Source organism: Actinomadura sp. NPDC023710, from assembly GCF_040639875.1.
In the GTDB taxonomy this organism is placed as follows: domain Bacteria; phylum Actinomycetota; class Actinomycetes; order Streptosporangiales; family Streptosporangiaceae; genus Spirillospora; species Spirillospora citrea.
Window position 1 is genome coordinate 48617 of record NZ_JBFAGB010000031.1, and the last position, 21744, is coordinate 70360.

Sequence of the window (21744 nt, forward strand, 5' to 3'; positions counted from 1 at the left end):
AACCGGACGCCGGTGATTTGCCGAAGGTCGTGTCCCCGCCGGGCGGGGGCGGTCACTTCCAGCCGAAGTCCTGCGTCCACAGCGGCCCGCCGGACCCCGAGGCCATCCCGACGCCGATGGCGCGCAGCCCGCAGTTCAGGATGTTGGCCCGGTGGCCGGGGCTGTCCATCCAGCCCTTCACGACGGCCGAGGCGGTCGGGTAGCCCTTGGCGATGTTCTCCGCCCCGGGGCTGCTGTACCCGGCGTCCTCCATCCGCTTCCACGGGCTGTCGCCGTTGCGGGACGTGTGGTCGAAGTAGTTGTTGGCCGCCATGTCCGCCGAGTGCTTGCGGGCCGCGGCGGCGAGCCGCGCGTCGGTGCGCAGCGCCGGGCACCCGTGCTTGGCGCGTTCGGCGTTGGTGAGCGACACCACGCTCGCCTCGGGACCGGACGCTCCGCCGGAGCCGCCGGACCCGCCGCCCGGGGTCGTGCCCCCGCCCGGCGTCGAGGGGGCGTCCGACCCGGGGGACCTCTTGGGCTTGGAGGGCTTGGCCGACGCGCTCTTCGGCGGGTGGATCACCTTCAGCGGCGGCGTCTGCTCCTCGGCGGTCGGCGCGGGAGAGGCGCTCGTCCGGCCGCCCGCGCCCGAACCGGAACCTGAGCCGGAACCGGAACCGTTGCCGGTCGCGGCGAGCGGGTCGCTCTGCGGTCCGGTCGGGACCTCTACGGACGGGTCGCGCTGCGCCCCGGAGGCGGACGTCTTCTCCGACCGGAACTGAGGCAGGACGAGGCGGTCGATCACGACGCCGGTGCCGATGGCGAGGGCGGACGCGGTGGCGGCCACGACGATCCCCCTCGCGCCTTTCCGCTTCGTGCGCTTCCCGCGCGGCGGGCGGTCGTTCCAGAACGCGTCGCCGTCGCCCGGCCGCGGCCCCGCGGGCGGGGGTTCCCGGTGGGCGCGCCGCGGGCCGCTGGCGACGAGTTCGTCCCGGTAGGGAGGGCCGTCGGGCCGCGCGGGGACGTCACGGGGCGCCGAGGCGTCGCGCCGCGCGGGGCCGGAGCGCCCGGCGTTGCCGGGCCGGCGGCCTCCGGCGGGATCGGCTGGTCTGCGGGGAGTAGTCAGCGGGGGCTCCCGGGTGCGGGCCGGCGTGAGCCGGCGTGGACCGGTCGCCCGGCACCATATCCCGATATGGACCCTCCGTTACCGAAATGATTCCAGAAAAGGCCGGATCGCTACAAAGCGTGACCGTTGCGGTGCTGAACGTCCTCTTTCGGGCATTCCGGGAGATGCGGCATACTGGGCACGCGGCTGGAAGCGCCACGGCGGCTCGTTTTGACCCGTGTGCGCGCGGCCGAGTATCCTGCGTGTTTGTTGTGTGCGTCGGCGCCTGCTCGCTGCAGGCGGGAGGCGCGACGACCTGTCGGTGTGTCCCCATCATGTGCGCCCCCGTGGCCGCGTGCGGGCCCCGGCATCCCGGAGCGCCGGGTCGGGTGATCCTCTGATCGGCGCGAGCAGGATTCCGCTGCCAGTGGCACCCGTCCGCGAGGACGGGTGGAGGATCGAGACCGCTGAGAGTCGACGAGAAACGAAGGCTGACGACCGTGCGCACGTACACCCCTAAGCCCGCTGACGTCCAGCGTCAGTGGTACGTCATCGACGCGACCGATGTCGTGCTGGGCCGTCTCGCCAGTCAGGTCGCACAGCTGCTCCGGGGTAAGCACAAGCCGATCTACGCCCCGCACCTCGACACCGGTGACTTCGTCGTCATCGTGAACGCCGACAAGGTGGCGCTGTCCGGCAACAAGCTGGAGCAGAAGCGGGCCTACCGGCACTCCGGCTACCCGGGCGGTCTGCGCTCGGTGAGCTACGCCGACCTGCTGGCCAAGCACCCCGAGCGGGCGGTCGAGAAGGCGATCAAGGGCATGCTGCCCAAGAACTCCCTCGGCCGGAAGATGTTCGGCAAGGTGAAGGTCTACGCCGGGCCGGACCACCCGCACCAGGCGCAGAAGCCGGTCCCGTTCGAGATCACGCAGATCAGCCAGATCAAGAAGTGACGCCCCGCGCACGAGCGATCGTGCGCGACCCGGAAGCAGAGGCCGCCGGGGCACCCGCCTGACGGGCCAGCCGCCCTGGCTAGAACACCACAAGGAGAACCGTGGACGACACCACCGGCGCCGAGCAGGCCGCCGAGCTCGACTCGTACGAGGAAGCTCCCTCCGAGTACAGCACCGAGACCCCCGAGTCCGCCGGCGAGGGCCTCCTCGGCCAGCCGGTCGCGACCGGCCCGGCGGCCGGCACCGGCCGCCGCAAGCAGGCCATCGCGCGGGTCCGCATCGTTCCCGGCAGCGGCCAGTGGAAGATCAACGGCCGCACCCTGGACCAGTACTTCCCGAACAAGGTGCACCAGCAGATCGTGAACGAGCCGTTCGTGCTGCTGGGCCTGGAGGGCCAGTTCGACGTGCTCGCGCGCGTGAACGGCGGCGGCACCACCGGCCAGGCCGGTGCGCTGCGCCTCGGCATCTCCCGCGCGCTGCAGTTCGCCAACATCGAGCACCGCCCGGCGCTGAAGAAGGCCGGCTTCCTCACCCGCGACGCGCGGGTGCCCGAGCGCAAGAAGGCCGGTCTCAAGAAGGCCCGCAAGGCTCCGCAGTACAGCAAGCGTTGATCGACGGCACGAGCCGTCGCACCCCGTGGCTTCTCCGCAGCCGGCCCGCATGGCCGGCGCACCCGGGTGCGGCGGCTCGTCCGCTTTTCCGGGTGTCCTCTCCCTCTTTTCCGGAACCTTTCCTCTGATCGGGAGTTGAACTGTGGCTCGTCTGTTCGGGACCGACGGCGTGCGCGGACTCGCCAACCGCGACCTGACCGCCCCGCTCGCCATGGACCTGTCCGTCGCGGCGGCGCGGGTGCTGGGGGAGCAGGGCGCGTTCAAGGGGCACCGCCCGGTCGCGGTGGTCGGCCGCGACCCCCGCGCCTCGGGCGAGTTCCTGGAGGCCGCGGTCGTGGCGGGCCTCGCGAGCGCCGGGGTGGACGTGCTGCGGCTCGGCGTCCTGCCGACGCCCGCGGTGGCGCACCTGGCCCACGCGCTGGACGCCGACCTCGGCGTGATGCTGTCGGCCTCGCACAACCCGGCCCCCGACAACGGGATCAAGTTCTTCGACCGCAGCGGCCACAAGCTCCCCGACGAGCTGGAGGACCGCGTCGAGGCGCGGCTCGGCGAGGCGTGGGAGCCGCCGACCGGCGCGGGCGTCGGCCGCGTCCGGGAGGCGCACGGCGCGGTCGAGCAGTACGTCGCGCACCTGCTGACCACGGTCCCGGTGTCGCTGGACGGCCTGCGCGTCGTCATCGACTGCGCCAACGGCGCGTCCAGCGACGTCGCCCCGGAGGCGCTGCGCCGCGCGGGGGCCGAGGTCATCACGATCGGCGCGGCCCCCGACGGGCTGAACATCAACTCCGGCTGCGGTTCCACGCACCTGGAGGCGCTGCAGAAGGCCGTCCGCGAGCACGGCGCGGACGCCGGCATCGCCAACGACGGCGACGCCGACCGGTGCCTGGCGGTGACCGCGGGCGGCGAGGTCGTCGACGGCGACCAGATCATGGCGATCCTGGCCCTGGACCTGCGGGAGGCCGGCGCGCTCGCCGGCGACACCGTGGTCGCGACCGTGATGTCGAACCTCGGCTTCAAGCTGGCCATGCGGGAGGCGGGCATCACCGTCGTGGAGACCGCGGTCGGCGACCGGTACGTCCTGGAGGCGATGAAGGAGGGCGGCTTCGGCTTCGGCGGCGAGCAGTCCGGCCACGTCATCATGCTGGACCACGCGACGACCGGGGACGGCGTCCTCACCGGCCTGCACCTGCTCGCCGCGATGGTCCGCCGTGGGCGCCCGCTGGACGAGCTGGCCAAGGTGATGACGCGGCTGCCGCAAGTCCTCATCAACGTCAAGGACGTCGACAGGGACCGCGCCAAGACCTCCCCCGAGCTGGCCGCGGCCGTCTCCGCCGCCGAGGCCGACCTCGGCGACACCGGACGCGTCCTGATCCGCCCGAGCGGCACCGAGCCGATGGTGCGCGTGATGGTGGAGGCGGCGTCCGAGCCGCAGGCCCGGTCGGTGGCCGAGCACCTCGCCGGCGTGGTCCGCACGACCCTCGGCTAGCCGGACGGGCGCCGCCCGCCCGGCTAGCGCTCGTCGATCTCCAGCCGGCCGACCTTCAGGTGCCGGATCTCGACGGTCCCGGCCTGGAGATGGTCGACGACCGCCCGCTTCACGACGAGCTTGCCGATCGCGACCGCGCCGACCGCGACCGCGCCGAGGGCCATGGCCCCGAGCGCCAGGGAGCCGAGCCCGTTCCCGGCCCGCAGTGTGAGCCCGGTCGCGGACGCGCCGGTCACCTCCGCACCGGTCGCCCGCGCCCCCACGCCCCGTTCCGTCCGCACCCGCGGCGGCTTCCGCTCGGCGCTCTCCACGTCCTGCTCGGCGTCCTTGCCGCCAGATTCGCTCATGGGGACGAGCTTACGGCCGGTCAGCAGCGGGCGAGGAAGTCCTGGAGCGCGTCGTGGTCGGAGCGCGTCACCGGGAGCGAGTACTCCTTCGCGACCGCGATGTACTTGATCGCGTAGACGCACTGGAACCCCTTCTGGGGCTTCCACTCGCCGGGGCCGGAGTCGCTCTTCTGCCGGTTGGGCACGCCCCAGACGGCGAGCAGGTTGTCGTGGTCGTTGGCGAACTGCTCGCGCCTGTCCTCGCTCCAGCGGGAGGCGCCCATCCGCCAGGCGAGGGCGAGCGGGTAGACGTGGTCGATCTGCACCTCGGCGGCGTCCTTCTTCTCGAAGGTGATCTGCTTGCCGCTGTAGGGGTCGTCCAGCTTCCCGGCGAGCACGATGCAGCGGCCCTTCTTCTCGACCTTCGCCAGGTCGCGGGCGAGGACGTCGTTGCGCTGGTCGCAGCCGTTGTGGTCGGTGTCCTTCCAGCGCGTGCCGAACTTGTCGCGCCGGTAGCCGCCGTCCGCCGAGGACGAGATCCGCAGCCCGGACAGGTTCTTGCGCGCCTTGGCCTCGTCGCCGGAGGCGGGCTTGGTCGAGCCGGACGAGGGCGATCCCGTCTGCGAGAGGCCCACGTCGCCCTCGCAGCCCGCCGTCGCCAACGGGACGACGAGCGCGAGACCCGCCGCGGCCGTCCGCGCGGCCTTCAACAGCACCGGAGGCTGTGTCATGACTTCACCGTCCTGGGGGGAGTTTCCGGGGGTTTTTGCCCTCTTGAAGGCAAATAATCGATCAATCATTGTGGCCTGGTCTTCCTCGGGGTCCGCCCGCGTGGAATCGCTGCGACGCATACGGCACGATTGGCCCGTGTTGCATCTCAGAGCGATCGTCCCGGCCGAGCGCACGGAAGCGGTCTGCAAGGAGCTGGCGGCCTGCGCGGGCGCCACCAACGTCGTCGTGATCGAGGGCGCCGCCCGTGCCCCGCAGGGCGACCTCGTCACCGCCGACATCGCCCGCGAGTCGGCCAACGAGGTGCTGGACGCGCTGCGCGCCCTCGGCGTCGACCGGGACGGGTCGATCGCCCTCGACAAGGTCGATCTCACGCTCTCCGACCGCGCCGAAGTGGCCAAGGACCTGGCGCCGGGGCATGGCGACGACGCCGTCGTCTGGGAGGAACTGGACCGGCAGGTCAGCGAGGGCACCGCGCTGACCTGGTCGTTCGTGGCGTTCCTCGTGCTGGCCACGCAGCTCGCGGCGATCGCGGCGCTGATCGACTCGCCGGTGCTGGTGGTCGGCGCCATGGTCCTCGGACCGGAGTTCGCGGCCATCGCGGCGATCTGTTACGGGCTCGTCCGGCTCCAGCCCGGACGCATCGTGCACGCGCTGCGGGCGCTGGTCGTCGGGTTCGCCGCGGCGATCGCGGTCACCTACGTGTGCGCGCTGGCCGCCCGGTGGACCGGCGTGATCGAGCTGGACCGCCTGCCGGACGACCGCCCGCTCACCGCGTTCATCTACAGCCCGGACCGCTGGTCGTTCATCGTCGCGCTGCTCGCCGGCGCCGCGGGCGTGCTGTCGCTCACCGCGGGCAAGTCGTCGGCGCTGGTCGGGGTCTTCATCTCGGTCACCACCGTGCCCGCGGCGGGCAACCTCGCGGTCGCGATGGCGCTCAAGCACGGCAGCGAGATCAACGGATCGCTGCTCCAGCTGGGGGTCAACGTCGCCGGAATGATCATCGCGGGGACGCTGACGCTGCTCCTCCAGCGGGCCGTGTGGGCCGTCGTGCTGCGGCAGCGTGGCCGAAGGAGTGCGCTGCGGGGAACTTAGGTCGTTGCGGCATCGGACCAAAGGCTGCCCCTGATCGCCCTTCAGGGTGACGTGCCACGCGGAGCCAGCCGCTAGGTTCGACGGTATGCCCATCATCGCCACCCAGGGCCTGACGATGAGGTTCCCCCGGGTGACCGCCTTGGACGACCTCTCCGTGGCCGTCGAGCCCGGAGTCGTCGGCCTGGTCGGCGCCAACGGCGCCGGAAAGTCGACGCTCATCAAGATCCTCCTCGGGCTGCTGCCACCCACCTCCGGGACCGCGACCGTCCTCGGCCTCGACATCGCGCGCGAGGGTCTGCGGATCCGGGAGAGCGTCGGGTTCATGCCCGAATACGACTGCCTGCCGCCGGACGTGTCCGCGACCGAGTTCGTCGTGCACATGGCCCGGATGTGCGGGCTGCCGCCGACCGCGGCCCGCGAGCGCGCCGCCGACACCCTGCGGCACGTCGGCCTGTACGAGGAGCGCTACCGTCCCATCGGCGGCTACTCGACGGGGATGCGCCAGCGGGTGAAGCTCGCCCAGGCCCTCGTCCACGACCCGAAGCTCGTCTTCCTGGACGAGCCCACCAACGGCCTCGACCCGGCCGGACGCGACGAGATGCTCGAACTGATCCGCCGGATCGGCACCGAGTTCGGGATCAGCGTCCTGGTCACCTCGCACCTGCTGGGCGAGCTGGAGCGGGTCTGCGAGCACGTCGTCATCATCGACGGCGGGAGGCTGCTGCGCTCCCAGGCCGTCGAGGCGTACACGGCCGAGAGCGGCGTCCTCACCGTCGAGGTGGACGAGGGACGCGACGTGCTCGGGCGGCACCTCCACGACCAGGGCGTGACCGTCCATCCGGAGGGCCGGTTCCTCGTCGTGGACATCGCCGGCGAGCAGACCTACGACCTGGTCCGCGACGGCGTCGCCGAGCTCGGGCTCCGGCTGATCCGGATGGAGCAGCGCCGGCACCACATCGAAGAGGTCTTCCAGACGCCGCCCGCGGCGCAGGCCCCGGCCGGAGACGTGCGGCCCGGAGACGTGCAGCAGGGAGCGCCGCGATGAGCACAAGCACCATCCACGACATCGGTTACCGGCACTACGAGGGGCGCCGCAACGGCCGCGCGTACGTGCTGCGTTCCCTGTACGTGCACAACCTGCGCGCCGCCTACGGCCTAGGCCGTCCCGCGCGGGCGAAGGTGATGCCGTTCCTGCTGGCGGCGATCATGCTGCTGCCGGCCGCCGGGTCGGTCGCGGCGTTCGCGTTCACCAAGCAGGAGGACGCGCTGTTCCGCTACGCCTCCTACGCCAACATCATGCAGGTCATCGTGGCGATCTTCCTGGCCACGCAGGCGCCGGTGCTGGCCTCGCGGGAGGTGCGCTTCCACGTCATCCCGCTGTACTTCTCGCGCCCGGTCGGCCATCTCGACTTCGTGCTGGCGAAGGCCGCCGCGATGGCGACCGCGCTGTTCGCGCTGATGGCGGTGCCCGTCACCGTCCTGTACGTCGGCGGCCTGATCTCCAAGATGCCGGACCCGGGCGAGCAGCTGCTGAAGTACCTCGGCGCGCTCGTCGGCTGCGTGCTGTTCGCGCTCGTCCTGGCCGCCATCGGGATGGTGGTCGCGGCGTTCACCCCGCGGCGCGGGTTCGGGGTCGCGGCGGTCATCGCCGTCTACATGATCAGCGCGGCGTTCGTCGGCGCCGTCCAGGGGATCGCCGAGGCGCAGACGAACTTCACGCTCCAGGGCTGGGCGGGGCTGTTCACGCCGTTCAACCTGGTCGACATCGTCCAGGTACGGCTGCTCGGCGCCCAGTCGTCGTCGGCCGGGGTACCGTCCGGCGTCGCCGGAGGCGTGGTCGCGCTCGCGGTGTGCGCCTTGATCGTCGTCGGCTCGGTCGCGGTGCTGTACCGCAGGTTCCGGAAGGCGGGGCTCTCATAATGAGCGAAGCGAACCGGGGGGTGTGGGGGGTCGTCCCCCCACCAATAACACGGATGAGCGAAGCGACCCGGGGGGTGTGGGGGGTCGTCCCCCCACGTGGGAGGACGATATGAGCGAGCTCATCTTGGAGAACGTGTCCCGGTGGTACGGGAACGTCGTCGCCGTCAACGGCGTGACGATGAAGGTCGGGCCGGGCGTCACCGGGCTCCTCGGCCCGAACGGGGCGGGCAAGTCGACGCTCATCCACATGATGGGCGGGTTCCTCGCCCCGTCGTCCGGCTCCGTCACGCTGGACGGGACGCGGATCTGGCGGAACCCGGGCGTCTACCGCAGCCTCGGGCTCGTGCCCGAGAGGGAGTCGGCGTACGACTTCCTCACCGGCCAGCAGTTCATCCTCGCGATGGCCAAGCTGCACAAGCTGCCCGATCCGGGCGCGGCCGCCCGGCGCGCCATCGGCCTGGTGGAGATGGACTACGCGGCCGGGCGCCCCATCGGCAACTACTCCAAGGGCATGAAGCAGCGCATCAAGATGGCGTCGGCGCTGGTGCACGACCCGCCCGTGCTGCTGCTGGACGAGCCGTTCAACGGCATGGACCCGCGGCAGCGGCTCCAGCTCATGGACCTCATCCAGCGGATGGCCGCCGAGGGCCGCACCATCCTGTTCTCCTCGCACATCCTGGAGGAGGTGGAGCGGCTCGCCAGCCACATCGAGGTGATCGTGGCGGGGCGGCACGCCGCGTCCGGCGACTTCCGCAAGATCCGGCGGCTGATGACCGACCGGCCGCACATCTTCCTCGTCCGCTCGTCCGACGACCGGCGGCTCGCCGCCGCCGTCATCGCCGACGGGTCGGCCCGCAGCGTCCAGCTCACCGACAAGGGCCTGCAGGTCGAGGCGGTCGACTTCCAGCGCTTCACGTGGTTGCTCCCGCAGATCTCCCGGGACGCCGACGTGCGCCTGTGGGAGGTCTCCCCGGCCGACGAGTCCCTCGAAAGCGTCTTCTCCTACCTGGTGGCCCGATGAATGGCACGATCGCGATGATCACGTTCCGGGCGATGCTCGGACGCAAGCGCGCCCTGCTCCTGCTGGGGCTGCCGCTGCTCCTGCTGGTGCTGGCGGCGGCGCTGAAGGTGACCGGCAACGACGACCTGGACGTCTCGGCGAACGTCCTGCAGAAGTTCGGCCTGGCGACTTTGCTGCCGCTGCTCGCGCTGATCGCCGGGACCGGCGTGATCGGCCCGGAGATCGACGACGGCCAGATCATGTACGTGCTGACCAAGCCGGTCGCGCGCGAGGTGATCGTGCTGACGAAGCTGGTGGTGGCGATCGTCCTGGTGACGGCGTTCGCCGCGGTGCCGACGCTGCTGGCGGGGCTGGTCCTCACGGGGACGACCGCGCAGCTGACGCCGGCGTTCGCGATCGGCGTGCTGATCGGCGGCGTCGTCTACAGCGCGGTGTTCGTCGCGCTGGCCGTCGCCAGCCGCAACGCCGTCACGATCGGCCTGCTGTACGCGCTGGTGTGGGAGTCGCTGCTCGGCAACTTCGCGCCGGGCGCCAAGTCGGCGTCCATCCAGCAGTGGTGCCTGTCGGTGACGGACGCGCTCACCGACGCGTCGCCGGTGAGGTCGACCGTGGACCTGCCCGTGGCGATCGGGCTGCTGGTCGCGGTGACGCTCGTCGCGGCGTTCCTCGCCACCTTCCGGCTCCGCTCCCTGCCCGTCGCCAGCGCCGACTAGCGGGGGAGCAGGCCGCGGTCCATGGCGACGACGACGGCGTGCGTGCGGTCGCCGACGTCCAGCTTCGCGAAGACGCGGAGCAGGTGCGTCTTGACGGTCGCCTCCGCGATGACGAGCCGCCGCCCGATCTCGGCGTTGGACAGGCCGTCGGCGACCGCCCGGAGCACCTCGACCTCCCGGGCGGTCAGCGCGGCCGGCTCGGGGCGGCGCATCCGGGCGACGAGCTTCTCGGCCACGCGGGGCGCGAGGACGGTCTCGCCGCGGGCCGCCGCGCGGATGGCGTCGACCAGCTGGTCGCGGGTGGTGTCCTTGAGCAGGTAGCCGATGGCCCCGGCCTCGATCGCGCGCTCGATCTCGGTGTCGGTGTCGTAGGTGGTGAGGACGAGGACGCGGGTGCCGAGCCGGCCGATCTCGGCGGTGGCCGCGACGCCGTCCAGCACGGGCATCCGCAGGTCGAGCAGCGCGACGTCGGGCCGGAGCCGCTCGGCCAGGGCGATCGCCGCGCGGCCGTCGCCCGCCTCGCCGACGATCTCGATGCCGGGGTCGGCGGCCAGCAGCGCGACGACGCCCGCGCGCATGACCGTGTGGTCGTCCACCACGATGATCCTGAGTCTCGCGTTCATCTCACGCCCTCGCGGGGATCATGGCGAGGATCCGGGTGCCCTCGCCGGGGGAGCTGGTCACGGTGAGCTCGCCGCCCAGTTCGGCGAGGCGGCGGCGCATGCCGTCGAGGCCGAAGCCGCGCGACCCGGCCACCGCGAATCCGCGCCCGTCGTCGGTGATCTCCAGCTCGACGCCGTGCGGGTGCCGTTCCAGGACGACGCCGACCGTGGACGCGGCGGCGTGCTTGCGGACGTTGGCGAGCGACTCCTGCGTGCAGCGCAGCAGCGCGATCCGGGTCGTCTGGTCGCACTCGACGCAGGGCAGCTCGGCGTGGACGGTGAGCCCGGTGTCCTCGGCGAACCGGTCGAGGGTGCGGCGCAGCGTGCGGGCGACCGACGCGGGGGCGACGCTGCCCTGCGACGCCGCCCCGACGAGGACGCGCGCCTCGGCGAGGTTGTCCCGCGCCGTCTGCTCGATCGACACGAGCTGCCGGCCGCTGCGGTCCGGGTCGGAGCGGAGGCCGTCGCGGGCCGCCTCCGCCAGGACGACGATGGACGCGAACCCCTGCGCGAGCGTGTCGTGGATCTCGCGGGCGATCCGTTCGCGCTCGTCGGCGGCGCCCTGCCGGCGCTGCGCCTCGGCGAGGCGGCGCTCGGCGTCGGCCAGGTCGGCCTCGAGGAGCCGGGCGCGCTCGTCGTGCTGCCCGACCACCCGGTTCATCCACAGCCCGAGCAGGACCCCGGCCGCGTATCCGACGAGCGCGGCGATCGAGTTGCCGGTGAGCGGTTCCCCGTCCGGGGCGGCCCGGACGGCGCCCCCGGCGACCGCGGCCGCGGCGGCGGCGCCGCTGAGCAGCACCGCGCGCCGCGGGTTCCCCGCGAGGATCCAGAAGTGCGGGAGGGACGTGATGAGCAGGGACGCGGCGCCGCCCATCAGGTAGGAGACGGCGCCGATCCCCGCGATCAGCGCGCCCAGGAACGTGTTCCGGCGGATCACCGGGTTCCCGGGGAAGGTCTCCGTGATCGGGTAGCAGAGCCCGAGCACGGACAGCAGCGCCAGCGTCGCGGCCCTGGTGGAGTCCGGCTGGTCCGCCACCGCCAGGGCGGGCGGAACCAGTCCGAACAGGATCCAGGCGGCGGCGTACCACCTGCGGAGCGCCCGCACCTGGGGTCGTTCACCGGGCTGCACCATGCGGGTCAGCCTATGTTCTGCGGCAGGGGCCCGGCCGCGCGGTCCGGCGTCCGGCGGGGGCCGCGCCGCTGCCGCCGGCCGGGCCACCAGCACCGGTCGCCGAGCAGCAGCATCAGCGCGGGCAGGACCGTGATGCGGATGACGGCGGCGTCCAGCAGCACCGCCACGGCCAGCGCGAAGCCCATCTGCTTCAGCTCCATGATGTGCACGGTGGCGAAGCCGGCGAACACCGTGACCATGACGAACGCGGCGCTGGTCACCACGCTCGCCGAGCCGCCGACCCCGTCCAGCACCGCCTGCCGGGTCGGGACGCCGCGCAGCGCCGCCTCCCGGATCCGGCTGATCACGAACACCTGGTAGTCCATCGACAGCCCGAACAGGATCACCAGCAGGAAGAGCGGGACGCGGGAGCCGACCGAGCCGGTGGAGGTGAAGCCGAGCAGCCCTTCGGCCCATGTCCCCTGGAACACCAGGGTGAGCAGGCCGAGCGAGGCGCCGGCCGACAGCAGGTTCAGCACCACGCCGATCAGCCCGAGGACCACCGAGCGGAACGCCCACACGGTCATCGCGAACGTCACCAGCAGGAGCGCCCCGATGACGAACGGCAGCTTGCTCTCCTGGTGCTCGGGATAGTCGGCGTAGCGGGCCACGTCCCCGGTCACGGCGGTCTCCACGCCGAGCTTCCCGACGGTCTGCGGGACGTACTCGCCGCGGACCCGCTCCAGGGAGCGCCGCGCCGCGTCGGTGCTCACGTGGTGCGGCACCGCGAGTTCGAGCATGCTGATCCGCCCGTCCGGCGAGGTGCGCAGCTCGGACGTTCCGGCGAGCAGGGGGTCGCCCTCGGCGCGCTCCGCCAGGGCGCGCAGGGCCGCGGTCACCTCGTCCGCGCGTCCGGCGCCGGCCCTGACGACGACCTGGTGCATGGCCTTCAGCTCCGGGAACGCCGCGTTCAGCCGGTCGTAGGTCCGCATCGCCGGGATCTCGCGCGGGTGGCTGTCGCGGCCCATGTCCGTGAGGTCGATGCTCAGCAGCGGCGCGGTCAGCGCCAGCATCGCCGTGACGGCCACGGCCAGCGTCGCGGCCGGGTGCCTTCCGGTGGCGCGCAGCATCGCCCGGGTGATCCGGCCGCCGCCCGTCCGCGGCGGCTTCGGCGTCCGGCCGCGCCGGACGGCCCGCCGCTCCGCCCACCCGCCGAGCTTGGCCAGCACCGCAGGGAGGACGGTCAGCGAGCTGACGACCGCGATCAGCGTGACGACGATCGCCGCGGTCGCGATGGAGGAGAAGATCACGTCGTCGGCCAGGTAGAGGGTCGCGCTGGACGCGGCGACCGCAAGCCCGGACACCACCACCGAGCGGCCCGACGTCGCCGCGGCGGTCTCCACGGCCGCCCGCGCGTCCAGCCGGCCGCCCGAGCGGGCCCGCTCCTCCCGCTCCCGCTTGAGGTAGAAGAGGGTGTAGTCGACGCCCACCGCCATGCCGATCAGCAGGATCACGCTGGCGCCGACCCCGGCGTCCGGGAAGACGTGCGAGGCGAGCATCGACAGGCCGATCGCCGCCGCGATCGAGGTCAGCGCGAGCACCACCGGCACGACCGCCACCGCGAACGAGCCGAACACCAGCAGCAGCGTGACCAGCGTGATCGGCAACGCGATCATCTCCGTGCGGGCGAGGTCGTCGTCGCGCAGTTCCCCGACGCCCTTGCTGATGGACGGGCTGCCCGTCTCCTCCACCCTCACGCCCGGGTGCGCGGCCTGGACCGCCGCGGTCTGGGCCCGCAACGGCTCGACGTGGTCCTTGCCCTGGAGTTCGGAGCCCTTCAGCGTCACGTCGACGCGGACCGCCGAGCCGTCCTTGGACCGCACGGGCGCCGACACCGACGCGACCTCGGGCAGCCGCCCCATCCGCGCGGCGGCGTCCCGCGCCGCCGCGTCGGCGGCCGCGCCCCTGCCGGTGACCAGCACGTGCTCGACGGGCCTCTGCTGGAGCCCCCCTTCGGCGGCGATCGCCTCTCCCCGACCGGCCTCGCCGATCCGGAAGTCCTCGGTCGTGGCCGCGTGCCCGCCGGCCGCGACGCCGATGCCGAGGCACAGCACCACGAACAGCAGCCAGGCGGCCATGCCGCGCCAGGGATGCCCGGCGCTCCACCGGGCCATGCGTACGAGAAGATCCGTCATACCGGAAATGCTGGCCGCGGCGCCCCGGCGCGCATGAGCCTCGACCGGTGGAACTCTCCGTCCACCGATCGGTGGACGGAGGCGCCGGTGAGGCGGTGGGGCCGGTCAGGCGGTGGGGCCGGTCAGGCGGGTCAGCTCGGCGAGCATCTCGGACGCGGTGACCGGATCGAGCGCCCCGAAGGGATGCGCCTTCCCGGAGTAGCGGCCGGTCATCAGCATGACGCGCTCGATCGTCTGCTCCGCGAACTCCTCGGGGTCGAGGACGCGGATGCCGGGCTCGAACGCGACCATCACGTGCCGCTCGTCCGGAGTGATCAGGTTGATCTGGCGGCGGAACCCGCCGGTCTCCTTGTCGCCGAGCTCCCAGCCGCGGGACGTCATGCCCATGAACCTGCCGAAATGGGCGGTGAGTCCTTCGAAGCGGGCCAGCCGGGCGGCGTCGCGCTCGCCGTCCTCCAGCGTGTGGACGGGACGTCCGAGCTGCGGGAACGGCTGGAGGATCTCGTAGTCGCCGAAGACCGAGGCCCAGGCCGCCACGGTGTCCTCCCCGAGAAGGACCGGGTGCGGGAGCGTCACGCGGGCGTCCTGCGGGAGGACGTGCTCGTCGTCGTGGACGTCGGCTAGCGTCCCGTCCTCGGCGACCCGGAACGCGGTGCCGTCCGCCGACCACACCAGGCGGCGCGCGATGTGGCGCATCAGGGGGTGCCGCACGAAGGCCGAGCGGAACTCCTCGGACGCCCAGGAACGCCCGGCCACCATCGCCTTCTCCAGCCGCTTGATCTGGTCGGCGGCGACCGCCCGGGCCTCCTTCCTGAGGTCGGCGAACCGCTGGTGGGCGAGCGGCGCGAGCTTCTCGTCGTCCTTGACGCCCGGCTTCGGCAGGGCTTTGCGGGGCTTGCCGTCCTCGTCGGTCACGAAGGGCTTGAGCTGCTCGTCGAAGCCGACGACGAAGCGGCGCGGGCCGTAGTCGAGCGTCATGGAGCCTTCGGCGTCCAGGCCGAGGTCCGGGACGAGCAGGTCCGCCAGCTGCTCGGGGGTCAGCCCGCGATCCCGGGCGGCCGTGTTCAACCGGCCCTGCGCGCGGGGGCGCAGGTGCTTGGCGTCGGCGCCGCGGCGGGCGATGCGGTCCAGAAGGCGCAGCCTGTCGTCGGCGGGCATGTCGATCGCCATGAGGACGTCGACCGCCGTCCACCCCTTGAACGTCCAGGTGTAGTAGTTGTCCCAGCGCACCATGCGGTCGGCCAGCCGGGCGGCCGTGCCGGCGTCGCCGAGGCGCCGGAGGGCGTACTGCACGCCTTGCGACGCCCACAGCCCGCTGCCCCGGTCGTTGACGCTGAGAGCCGAGGCGAACTCGGCCAGGGAGGCCGGGTCGCACAGCTCGATGACCTGCTCGCAGCCCGGGTACGGATCCTGCGGGGTGGAGATCAGCAGCATGGTCACGAAGTGCCGGACGGCCTCCACCGGCAGCGCCCGGTCGCGACCGCGCAGCAGGAGTCGCGGGAGCCTGCCGACGGTCTCCTCGTCCCATTCCGGCAGATCGTCGGGATACTGGTCCAGCGGGTCGGTGCGCAGCGCCTCGATCGCCGCGACCGCCTCCTCGCCGTACCCCCGCGCCGCGTCCACGACGCAGCCGCTGCCGTGCTCGCGGGCGATCAGCATGAGGCCCTGCTCGGCCTTCGTGCGCTTGGGGCCCGGCTTGCGCAGCGCATCCGGGACCACGAAAGGGGCCGCGTCGGCACCGTGCCAGGTGAACCAGAGCCGTGCGGCCTCGTCGACCCGGCCGAGCGCGCCGATCACGATCTGCGCCGTGGCGTCGTCCAGGAACGGGACGAGCGCCGCCGAGCAGGAGATGTGCCCTTTCGCCGCGCGGAGCAGCAGCCGGTGGGCGGCGAGGCCGCGACGGGCGGCGAAGTGCTTCAGCGGGTCGACGAAGACGTAGCTGTCCCAGTCGGCGTAGTAGCGCTCGTCGGCGAGAAGCTCTTCGGCGAGGTCGTCGGGACCCCGCATCACCAGCCAGTAGTAGTCACGGCGCCGGCTCCCGCCCTGCGGGTGGCTCAGCATCTCGCCGCTGCGGAATCGCTCGGCCATGGCCGCCCAGTCGGGCTCCTCGGGGAACGGCTCGTACGCCTTCGGGAACGTGTGCGGAGTTTTCAGCCACGCGTCCCGCAACCCGGGCGGCCAGGACTCCACGGCGGGCGTCTTGGGCCTTTTCAGACCCTTCAGGACGATCGGCTCGGCGCTCGCGCGCGTCCGGCGCGTCCACGGCGGATCGACGAGCAGGCGGGGCAGGGCGCTCGCGGGGGCGTACTCGACGCCGAGGGTGTCGGTCATCGCTCCAGTCTCACTGCAGGCGCGGACAGTATCGATCTTCAGACGCACCGCCCGGATCGGCGGTTCGGCCGGTTCCGCGCGCGCGTCGGTTCACAATCGATGTGACGCGTGTTACAACGGGCAAGAGGATCTTGTAACGATCCATCAGGGAGTGTGCTCATGACAGTTTCGCGCCGCCAGCTCCTCGCCAGGACGGGTGCGGTGGGGGCGGGGATCGCCTTCACCGGATCCGTGGAGCAGTTGTTCGCCGGAAGCGCGTCCGCCGCCCCGACCGGCGGCCACGACGGGTACGGGCCCCTCGTGCCCGACCCGAAGGGACTGCTGGACCTGCCGCGCGGCTTCCGCTACACCGTCCTGTCCCGCGAGGGCGACCCGCTGCGCTCGGGAGAGGGGCCGGTACCGAGCCACTGCGACGGGATGGCGGCCTTTCCCGGGCGCCGGGGCCGGACGTGGCTCGTCCGCAACCACGAGAACCGGCCGGACGCCGCGCACCGGGTGCCGGCGGTCGAGGACGTCACCTACGACCCGGGCGGTCTCGGCGGCTGCACCGCGCTGGAGGTCGACGCGGCCGGGCGCGTGCACACCGAGCGCGTCGCCATTGCCGGGACGGCCGTCAACTGCGCCGGGGGCCCCACCCCGTGGCACACGTGGCTGACCTGCGAGGAGACCGAGGACAAGGCGGGCACGGGGAACTACACCAAGGACCACGGGTTCATCTTCGAGGTCGACCCGTACGACCAGGACCGCACCGTCCCCGAGCCGCTGACCGCGATGGGGCGGTTCCAGCACGAGGCGATCGCCGTCGACCCGCGCGACGGCACCGTCTACGAGACCGAGGACGCCTTCGAGAAGCCGTTCGGGCTGTTCTACCGGTTCCAGCCGAAGCGTCCGCGCGGCGGTTTCGGCAGCCTGCGGGCCGGTGGTCGGCTTGAGGCGCTGTGCGTCCCCGGCGTCCCGGACCTGTCGGTCGTGCAGGAGCCCGGCACCGTGTTCGAGCACGTCGAGTGGAAGAAGGTGCCCGACCCGCTCGCGGCCCAGACGCCGATCCGGTTCCAGGACTTCGGGTCCGGAGGCATCACCCACGCCCAGAAGCTGGAGGGCTGCTACTGGGGCGGCGACCGCGTCTACTTCGTGTCGAGCTTCGCGAAGACGAAGGACGGCTCCCGGGCCGACCACTTCGGGCAGGTGTGGTCCTACGAGCCGCGCCACCGCCGGCTCACCCTCGTCATCGTGTTCGGCCCGGACACCGACGTCGAGAAGCCCGGCGAGTCGCCCGACAACATCTGCCTGGCCCCGCAGGGCGGCCTGATGGTGTGCGAGGACGGCAACGGCGCCCAGCACGTCTTCGGCGTCTCCCGCCGCCGCACGGTCTACCCCGTGGCCCGCAACCGCCAGAACATCGGCACGGAGACCGAGCCGGAGTGGGGAGAGTTCGCCGGCGTCACGTTCTCCCCCGACAACCGCACGATGTACGTCAACGTCTACACCCCGGGGACCACCTTCGCTGTGACAGGCCCCTGGTCCCGCGGCTGACCTCGGCTGATCGCGAGAAATCAAATCCGACGAAGTCGGATTTTCTGGACACTGTGCTTCTTGTCCTTGTGGAGGACGAGCGTGGCGCGGGCGCGGGTCGGAAGGATGTTGGAGACGAGGTTGATCTCGTTGACGTCCCGCCACACGCGCTGGGCGAACGCGGCGGTCTCGTCCTCGTCCAGTTCGCGGGCGTACTTGTGGAAGTAGGAGCGCGGGTCGGTGAACGCGGTGCGGCGCAGCGCGAAGAGCCGGTCGATGTACCACTGCCGGATGTCCTCGACCCGCGCATCCACGTAGATGGAGAAGTCGAAGAAGTCGGATACGCCCAGGGTGCCGGGCGGGGGCGCCTGCAGCACGTTCAGGCCCTCGACGATCAGGATGTCGGGACGCCGGACGGTCTGCGCCGCGCCCGGGACGATGTCGTACTCCAGGTGCGAGTAGACCGGGATCGACGCCTCGGCGGCACCCGACTTGATCGCCGAGACGAACCGGACGAGGGCGCGGCGGTCGTAGGACTCGGGAAACCCCTTCCGGTCCATGATCCCGCGCTCGGCCAGAACGGTGTTCGGGTGCAGGAAGCTGTCGGTCGTGACCAGTTCCACGCTCGGGTGCTCCGGCCAGCGCGCGAGGAGCGTGCGCAGCAGCCGGGACGTGGTGGACTTGCCGACCGCGACGCTGCCCGCCACGCCGAGGATGAACGGGGTGGGCTGCACCGCGCCGCCGAGGAAGCCGCTGACGGTGTCGCGCAGCCGCCCGTCCGACAGGAAGAACAGGTTGAGCAGCCGGGACAGCGGCAGGTACACCTCCTCGACCTCGGTGATGTCGATCGGGTCGCGCAGGCCGCGCAGGGCGTCCAGCTCACCGGGCGTGAGCGGGAGCGGGGTGTTCTCGCGCAGGCCGCGCCAGGCCTCACGGGAGAGTTCCACGTAGGGGCTCGGCACGCTGTCCCATCCGCTCGTCATGGCTGAACAGTAACCGGGCTTGCGTTCCGGTCACCGGGTTTCCACCGGTCGTCCACGCTAGCGTCATGCTCCGGAGGCCCTCGCAGGTAGGTCCGGTGGGCGGCACCGAATAGAGTTGCCGCCATGTGCGGAATCGTGGGTTACGTGGGCGGCCGTTCCGCCCTCGACGTGGTCGTCGACGGGCTGGCGCGGCTGGAGTACCGCGGCTACGACTCGGCCGGAGTGGCCGTGCTGGCCGACGGGAAGCTGGCGACGGCCAAGCGCGCGGGCAAGCTGGTGAACCTGCGCGGCGCCCTGGCTGAGGAGCCACCGCCCGCCGGGACGCTCGGCATGGGGCACACCCGGTGGGCGACGCACGGCCCGCCGAACGACCGCAACGCCCACCCGCACCTCGACTGCACCGGCTCCGTCGCGGTGATCCACAACGGCATCATCGAGAACTTCGCGGAGCTGCGGGCGGAGCTGGAGGAGGGCGGGCACGGGCTCGGGTCCGACACCGACACCGAGGCCGTCGCCCACCTGCTGGAGGACGAGCTGAAGGCCGGCGGCGACCTCGCCGACGCCATGCGCCGCGTCTGCGGCCGGCTGGAGGGCGCGTTCACCCTGGTCGCGACGCACACCGGCTCGCCGGGCCTGGTCGTCGGGGCGCGCCGCAACTCCCCGCTCGTCGTCGGCGTCGGGGACGGCGAGAACTTCCTCGCCAGCGACGTGGCCGCGTTCATCGAGCACACCCGGGACGCGATCGAGCTGGGCCAGGACCAGATCGTCGAGCTGCGCGCGGAAGGGGTGACGGTCACCGACTTCGACGGGCGCCCCGCCGAGGTGAAGGAGTACCACGTCGACTGGGACGTGTCCGCCGCGGAAAAAGGCGGCTACGACTACTTCATGCTCAAGGAGATCGCCGAGCAGCCGCGCGCCGTCGCCGACACGCTGCTCGGCCGGATCGGCGCCGACGGGCGCCTGCACCTGGACGAGATGCGCATCCCGGACCGGGAGCTGCGCGAGGTCGACAAGATCATCATCGTGGCGTGCGGGACCTCCTTCCACGCCGGGCTGATCGCCAAGTACGCGATCGAGCACTGGGCGGGGCTGCCCTGCGAGGTCGAGCTGGCCAGCGAGTTCCGCTACCGCGACCCGATCCTGTCCCCGACGACGCTGGTCATCGCGATCTCCCAGTCGGGCGAGACGATGGACGCGCTGATGGCCGTCCGGCACGCCCGCGAGCAGAAGGCCAAGCTGCTCGGCATCTGCAACGTCAACGGCTCCACGCTGCCCCGGGAGTGCGACGGCGTCCTCTACACGCACGCCGGGCCGGAGATCGCGGTCGCGTCCACCAAGGCGTTCCTCACCCAGCTCGTCGCCGTCTACCTCATCGCCCTCTACATCGCGCAGGTGCGCGGCACCAAGTGGGGCGACGAGGTCTTCGCCATGGTCCAGCTCCTCGAACGGATGCCGGAGAAGGTGGAGAAGGTCCTGGAGACCATGGAGCCGGTGCGGGAGCTGGCCCGCTCGCTGGCCGGCGAGCGGTGCGTGCTGTTCCTCGGCCGGCACGTGGGCTTCCCGGTCGCCCTGGAGGGCGCGCTCAAGCTCAAGGAGCTGGCGTACATGCACGCCGAGGGCTTCGCCGCCGGTGAGCTGAAGCACGGCCCGATCGCGCTGATCGAGAAGGACCTGCCCGTCGTGGTCGTCGTGCCGCCGCGGGCGCGGGACGTCCTGCACGACAAGATCGTGTCGAACATCCAGGAGATCCGGGCCCGCGGCGCCCGGACGATCGTGATCGCCGAGGAGGGCGACGCGTCGGTCGAGCCCTACGCGGACACGCTGATCAGCGTCCCGGCCGTCCCGACGCTGCTGCAGCCGCTGGTCACGACCGTCCCGCTGCAGGTCTTCGCGTGCGAGCTGGCCACCGCCAAGGGCCACGACGTCGACCAGCCCCGCAACCTCGCCAAGTCCGTCACCGTCGAATAGCACTCGATTTCGGGCGAGTAGCCCGAAATCGAGTGAACCCTCCGGCCGCGGGCCGCGTCCCATCGGAATCGGGACCGGCCCGGCGTCGGAGGTGACGGGTGGCAGGAGACGGCGGCCTCGCGATCGAGGCGCGCGGGGTGGTGCGGCGCTTCGGGCAGGTGGAGGCGCTGCGCGGCCTCGACATCACCGTCCGGTACGGGCAGGTCACGGCGCTGGTCGGGGCCAACGGCGCGGGCAAGACGACCTTGCTGCTGATCCTGGCGACCCTGCTCGCGCCCGACGCGGGCACGGTGCGGATCGCGGGGCACGACGCGATCGCCCGGCCCGCGCGGGCCCGCGAAGCCCTCGGCTGGATGCCGGACACGTTCGGCGTGTACGACCAGCTCACGGTGGACGAGTACCTGGCGTTCTTCGCCGACGCCTACGGGCTGTCCAGGCAGGAGCGCCCGCGCCGGATCAGGGCGCTGCTCAGCCTCGTCCACCTGGAGGACCATCTCGGGCAGCCCGTCCACGCCCTCTCGCGCGGGCAGAAGCAGCGCCTCGGGATGGCGCGGGCCCTCGTGCACCGCCCGCGCGTCCTGCTGCTGGACGAGCCCGCGTCCGGCCTCGATCCGCGCTCCCGCATCGAGCTGCGCGACCTGCTGCGCTCCCTCGCGGCCGACGGGGTCGCGGTGCTCGTGTCGAGCCACATCCTCAGCGAGCTGGAGGAGATCGCCGACCGGGTCGTCCTGGTCGACCACGGCCGGACGGCCGGGGACCACGCGATGGCGGAGATCGCCGGCGCGTCGGCCCGGGTCCGGTGGCGGATCCGCTCACTCGACCCCGAGCCGCTGGCGGCGGCGCTGGACCGCGAGCTCGACGGGCTGCCCTGGGTGCGGGCGGCCGACGCGGCGGGAGGCGCCGAGGTCGGGCCGCTGACCGAGGGCGAGGCGGCCGGGCTGCTGGCCAGGCTCGTCGCCGCCGGCGTGCCGGTCAGCGGCCTCGCGCCCGCCGGCAGCGCGCTCGAATCGGCCTACCTGGCGATGACCGAGGACCGGAGGTGAGCAC

19 protein-coding genes are annotated in these 21744 nt (G+C 72.3%); 11 read left to right on the plus strand and 8 right to left on the minus strand.

Annotated elements, in window-relative coordinates; translation table 11 throughout:
- Nucleotides 1-52: 52 nt before the first annotated feature.
- Nucleotides 53-823, minus strand: coding sequence for a CAP domain-containing protein (locus AB0H37_RS31055; RefSeq protein ID WP_329085326.1), 771 nt, complete (start codon nt 821-823; stop codon nt 53-55).
- 758 nt (nt 824-1581) lie between these two features.
- Between AB0H37_RS31055 and rplM the strand changes: the two genes are divergently transcribed.
- The 3 genes from rplM to glmM all read left to right on the plus strand — a co-directional run bounded on the left by rplM (nt 1582) and on the right by glmM (nt 4131).
- Nucleotides 1582-2034 carry a 50S ribosomal protein L13 gene (rplM, locus tag AB0H37_RS31060; protein ID WP_179837666.1) on the plus strand — a complete coding sequence of 151 codons (453 nt, stop codon included), beginning with the start codon at nt 1582-1584 and terminating at the stop codon, nt 2032-2034.
- Between the two features lie 101 nt (nt 2035-2135).
- The gene (rpsI, locus tag AB0H37_RS31065) at nt 2136-2645 is read left to right on the plus strand and encodes a 30S ribosomal protein S9 (RefSeq protein ID WP_179837665.1); all 510 of its coding nucleotides are present in this window, start codon (nt 2136-2138) and stop codon (nt 2643-2645) included.
- A 142-nt stretch (nt 2646-2787) separates the two neighbouring features.
- Nucleotides 2788-4131 (plus strand): phosphoglucosamine mutase, encoded by a 1344-nt coding sequence (gene glmM / locus AB0H37_RS31070; RefSeq protein WP_329085330.1) that lies wholly within the window; start codon nt 2788-2790, stop codon nt 4129-4131.
- 23 nt (nt 4132-4154) lie between these two features.
- Here glmM and AB0H37_RS31075 read toward each other — a convergent pair whose 3' ends face one another.
- Both AB0H37_RS31075 and AB0H37_RS31080 read right to left on the minus strand, forming a co-directional pair.
- Nucleotides 4155-4478, minus strand: coding sequence for a hypothetical protein (locus tag AB0H37_RS31075; RefSeq protein WP_360616574.1), 324 nt, complete (start codon nt 4476-4478; stop codon nt 4155-4157).
- 20 nt (nt 4479-4498) lie between these two features.
- Complete coding sequence (locus AB0H37_RS31080; protein WP_329085334.1) at nt 4499-5188, minus strand: HNH endonuclease family protein; 690 nt, start codon at nt 5186-5188, stop codon at nt 4499-4501.
- A 136-nt stretch (nt 5189-5324) separates the two neighbouring features.
- On the opposite strand from AB0H37_RS31080, the gene AB0H37_RS31085 reads away from it, so the two are divergent.
- From AB0H37_RS31085 to AB0H37_RS31105, 5 genes are all read left to right on the plus strand, one after another.
- Nucleotides 5325-6281, plus strand: coding sequence for a DUF389 domain-containing protein (locus tag AB0H37_RS31085; protein ID WP_329085336.1), 957 nt, complete (start codon nt 5325-5327; stop codon nt 6279-6281).
- 85 nt (nt 6282-6366) lie between these two features.
- Nucleotides 6367-7326, plus strand: coding sequence for an ABC transporter ATP-binding protein (locus AB0H37_RS31090; RefSeq protein WP_360616575.1), 960 nt, complete (start codon nt 6367-6369; stop codon nt 7324-7326).
- Nucleotides 7323-8201, plus strand: a complete 879-nt coding sequence (locus tag AB0H37_RS31095) for an ABC transporter permease (RefSeq protein ID WP_329085341.1) — start codon at nt 7323-7325, stop codon at nt 8199-8201. The genes AB0H37_RS31090 and AB0H37_RS31095 overlap by 4 nt, the downstream gene beginning before the upstream one ends.
- A 109-nt stretch (nt 8202-8310) precedes the next feature.
- Nucleotides 8311-9222: an ABC transporter ATP-binding protein gene (locus tag AB0H37_RS31100; protein ID WP_329085343.1), complete on the plus strand. Its 912-nt coding sequence runs from the start codon at nt 8311-8313 to the stop codon at nt 9220-9222.
- On the plus strand, nt 9219-9935 hold the full coding sequence (locus AB0H37_RS31105) for an ABC transporter permease (protein ID WP_329085345.1): 717 nt from the start codon (nt 9219-9221) through the stop codon (nt 9933-9935). Before AB0H37_RS31100 ends, AB0H37_RS31105 begins: the two co-directional genes overlap by 4 nt.
- Here AB0H37_RS31105 and AB0H37_RS31110 read toward each other — a convergent pair.
- The 4 genes from AB0H37_RS31110 to AB0H37_RS31125 form a co-directional block, all read right to left on the minus strand.
- Complete coding sequence (locus AB0H37_RS31110; protein WP_360616576.1) at nt 9932-10558, minus strand: response regulator transcription factor; 627 nt, start codon at nt 10556-10558, stop codon at nt 9932-9934. The genes AB0H37_RS31105 and AB0H37_RS31110 overlap by 4 nt on opposite strands.
- Nucleotide 10559: 1 nt before the next feature.
- Nucleotides 10560-11729: a sensor histidine kinase gene (locus tag AB0H37_RS31115; RefSeq protein ID WP_360616577.1), complete on the minus strand. Its 1170-nt coding sequence runs from the start codon at nt 11727-11729 to the stop codon at nt 10560-10562.
- A 5-nt stretch (nt 11730-11734) separates the two neighbouring features.
- A complete protein-coding gene (locus AB0H37_RS31120) occupies nt 11735-13903 on the minus strand; it encodes an MMPL family transporter (protein WP_360616578.1) in 2169 nt (722 codons plus the stop codon).
- Nucleotides 13904-14008: 105 nt separating this feature from the next.
- Nucleotides 14009-16234, minus strand: coding sequence for a DUF4132 domain-containing protein (locus AB0H37_RS31125; RefSeq protein ID WP_329085353.1), 2226 nt, complete (start codon nt 16232-16234; stop codon nt 14009-14011).
- 159 nt (nt 16235-16393) lie between these two features.
- On the opposite strand from AB0H37_RS31125, the gene AB0H37_RS31130 reads away from it, so the two are divergent.
- Nucleotides 16394-17767, plus strand: coding sequence for an alkaline phosphatase PhoX (locus AB0H37_RS31130; protein WP_360616579.1), 1374 nt, complete (start codon nt 16394-16396; stop codon nt 17765-17767).
- Nucleotides 17768-17787: 20 nt separating this feature from the next.
- Here AB0H37_RS31130 and coaA read toward each other — a convergent pair whose 3' ends face one another.
- Entirely contained in the window at nt 17788-18729 is a 942-nt protein-coding gene (coaA, locus tag AB0H37_RS31135) for a type I pantothenate kinase (protein WP_179837652.1), read from the minus strand.
- Nucleotides 18730-18852: 123 nt separating this feature from the next.
- Here coaA and glmS point away from each other — a divergent pair, with 123 nt between their 5' ends.
- Together glmS and AB0H37_RS31145 are read left to right on the plus strand one after the other, a co-directional pair.
- The gene (gene glmS, locus AB0H37_RS31140) at nt 18853-20697 is read left to right on the plus strand and encodes a glutamine--fructose-6-phosphate transaminase (isomerizing) (protein WP_329085358.1); all 1845 of its coding nucleotides are present in this window, start codon (nt 18853-18855) and stop codon (nt 20695-20697) included.
- Nucleotides 20698-20795: 98 nt separating this feature from the next.
- A complete protein-coding gene (locus AB0H37_RS31145; RefSeq protein ID WP_360616580.1) occupies nt 20796-21740 on the plus strand; it encodes an ABC transporter ATP-binding protein in 945 nt (314 codons plus the stop codon).
- Nucleotides 21741-21744 lie beyond the last annotated feature (4 nt).

Bases quoted from the DNA above. Each gene is read 5' to 3' on its own strand.
- AB0H37_RS31090 (WP_360616575.1), top strand. From the start codon at position 6,367: ATGCCCATCATCGCCACCCAGGGCCTGACGATGAGGTTCCCCCGGGTG.
- AB0H37_RS31115 (WP_360616577.1), bottom strand. From the start codon at position 11,729: ATGGTGCAGCCCGGTGAACGACCCCAGGTGCGGGCGCTCCGCAGGTGG.
- AB0H37_RS31095 (WP_329085341.1), top strand. From the start codon at position 7,323: ATGAGCACAAGCACCATCCACGACATCGGTTACCGGCACTACGAGGGG.
- glmS (WP_329085358.1), top strand. From the start codon at position 18,853: ATGTGCGGAATCGTGGGTTACGTGGGCGGCCGTTCCGCCCTCGACGTG.
- AB0H37_RS31120 (WP_360616578.1), bottom strand. From the start codon at position 13,903: ATGACGGATCTTCTCGTACGCATGGCCCGGTGGAGCGCCGGGCATCCC.
- AB0H37_RS31105 (WP_329085345.1), top strand. From the start codon at position 9,219: ATGAATGGCACGATCGCGATGATCACGTTCCGGGCGATGCTCGGACGC.
- coaA (WP_179837652.1), bottom strand. From the start codon at position 18,729: ATGACGAGCGGATGGGACAGCGTGCCGAGCCCCTACGTGGAACTCTCC.
- AB0H37_RS31110 (WP_360616576.1), bottom strand. From the start codon at position 10,558: ATGAACGCGAGACTCAGGATCATCGTGGTGGACGACCACACGGTCATG.
- AB0H37_RS31080 (WP_329085334.1), bottom strand. From the start codon at position 5,188: ATGACACAGCCTCCGGTGCTGTTGAAGGCCGCGCGGACGGCCGCGGCG.
- AB0H37_RS31100 (WP_329085343.1), top strand. From the start codon at position 8,311: ATGAGCGAGCTCATCTTGGAGAACGTGTCCCGGTGGTACGGGAACGTC.
- AB0H37_RS31130 (WP_360616579.1), top strand. From the start codon at position 16,394: ATGACAGTTTCGCGCCGCCAGCTCCTCGCCAGGACGGGTGCGGTGGGG.
- AB0H37_RS31125 (WP_329085353.1), bottom strand. From the start codon at position 16,234: ATGACCGACACCCTCGGCGTCGAGTACGCCCCCGCGAGCGCCCTGCCC.
- AB0H37_RS31075 (WP_360616574.1), bottom strand. From the start codon at position 4,478: ATGAGCGAATCTGGCGGCAAGGACGCCGAGCAGGACGTGGAGAGCGCC.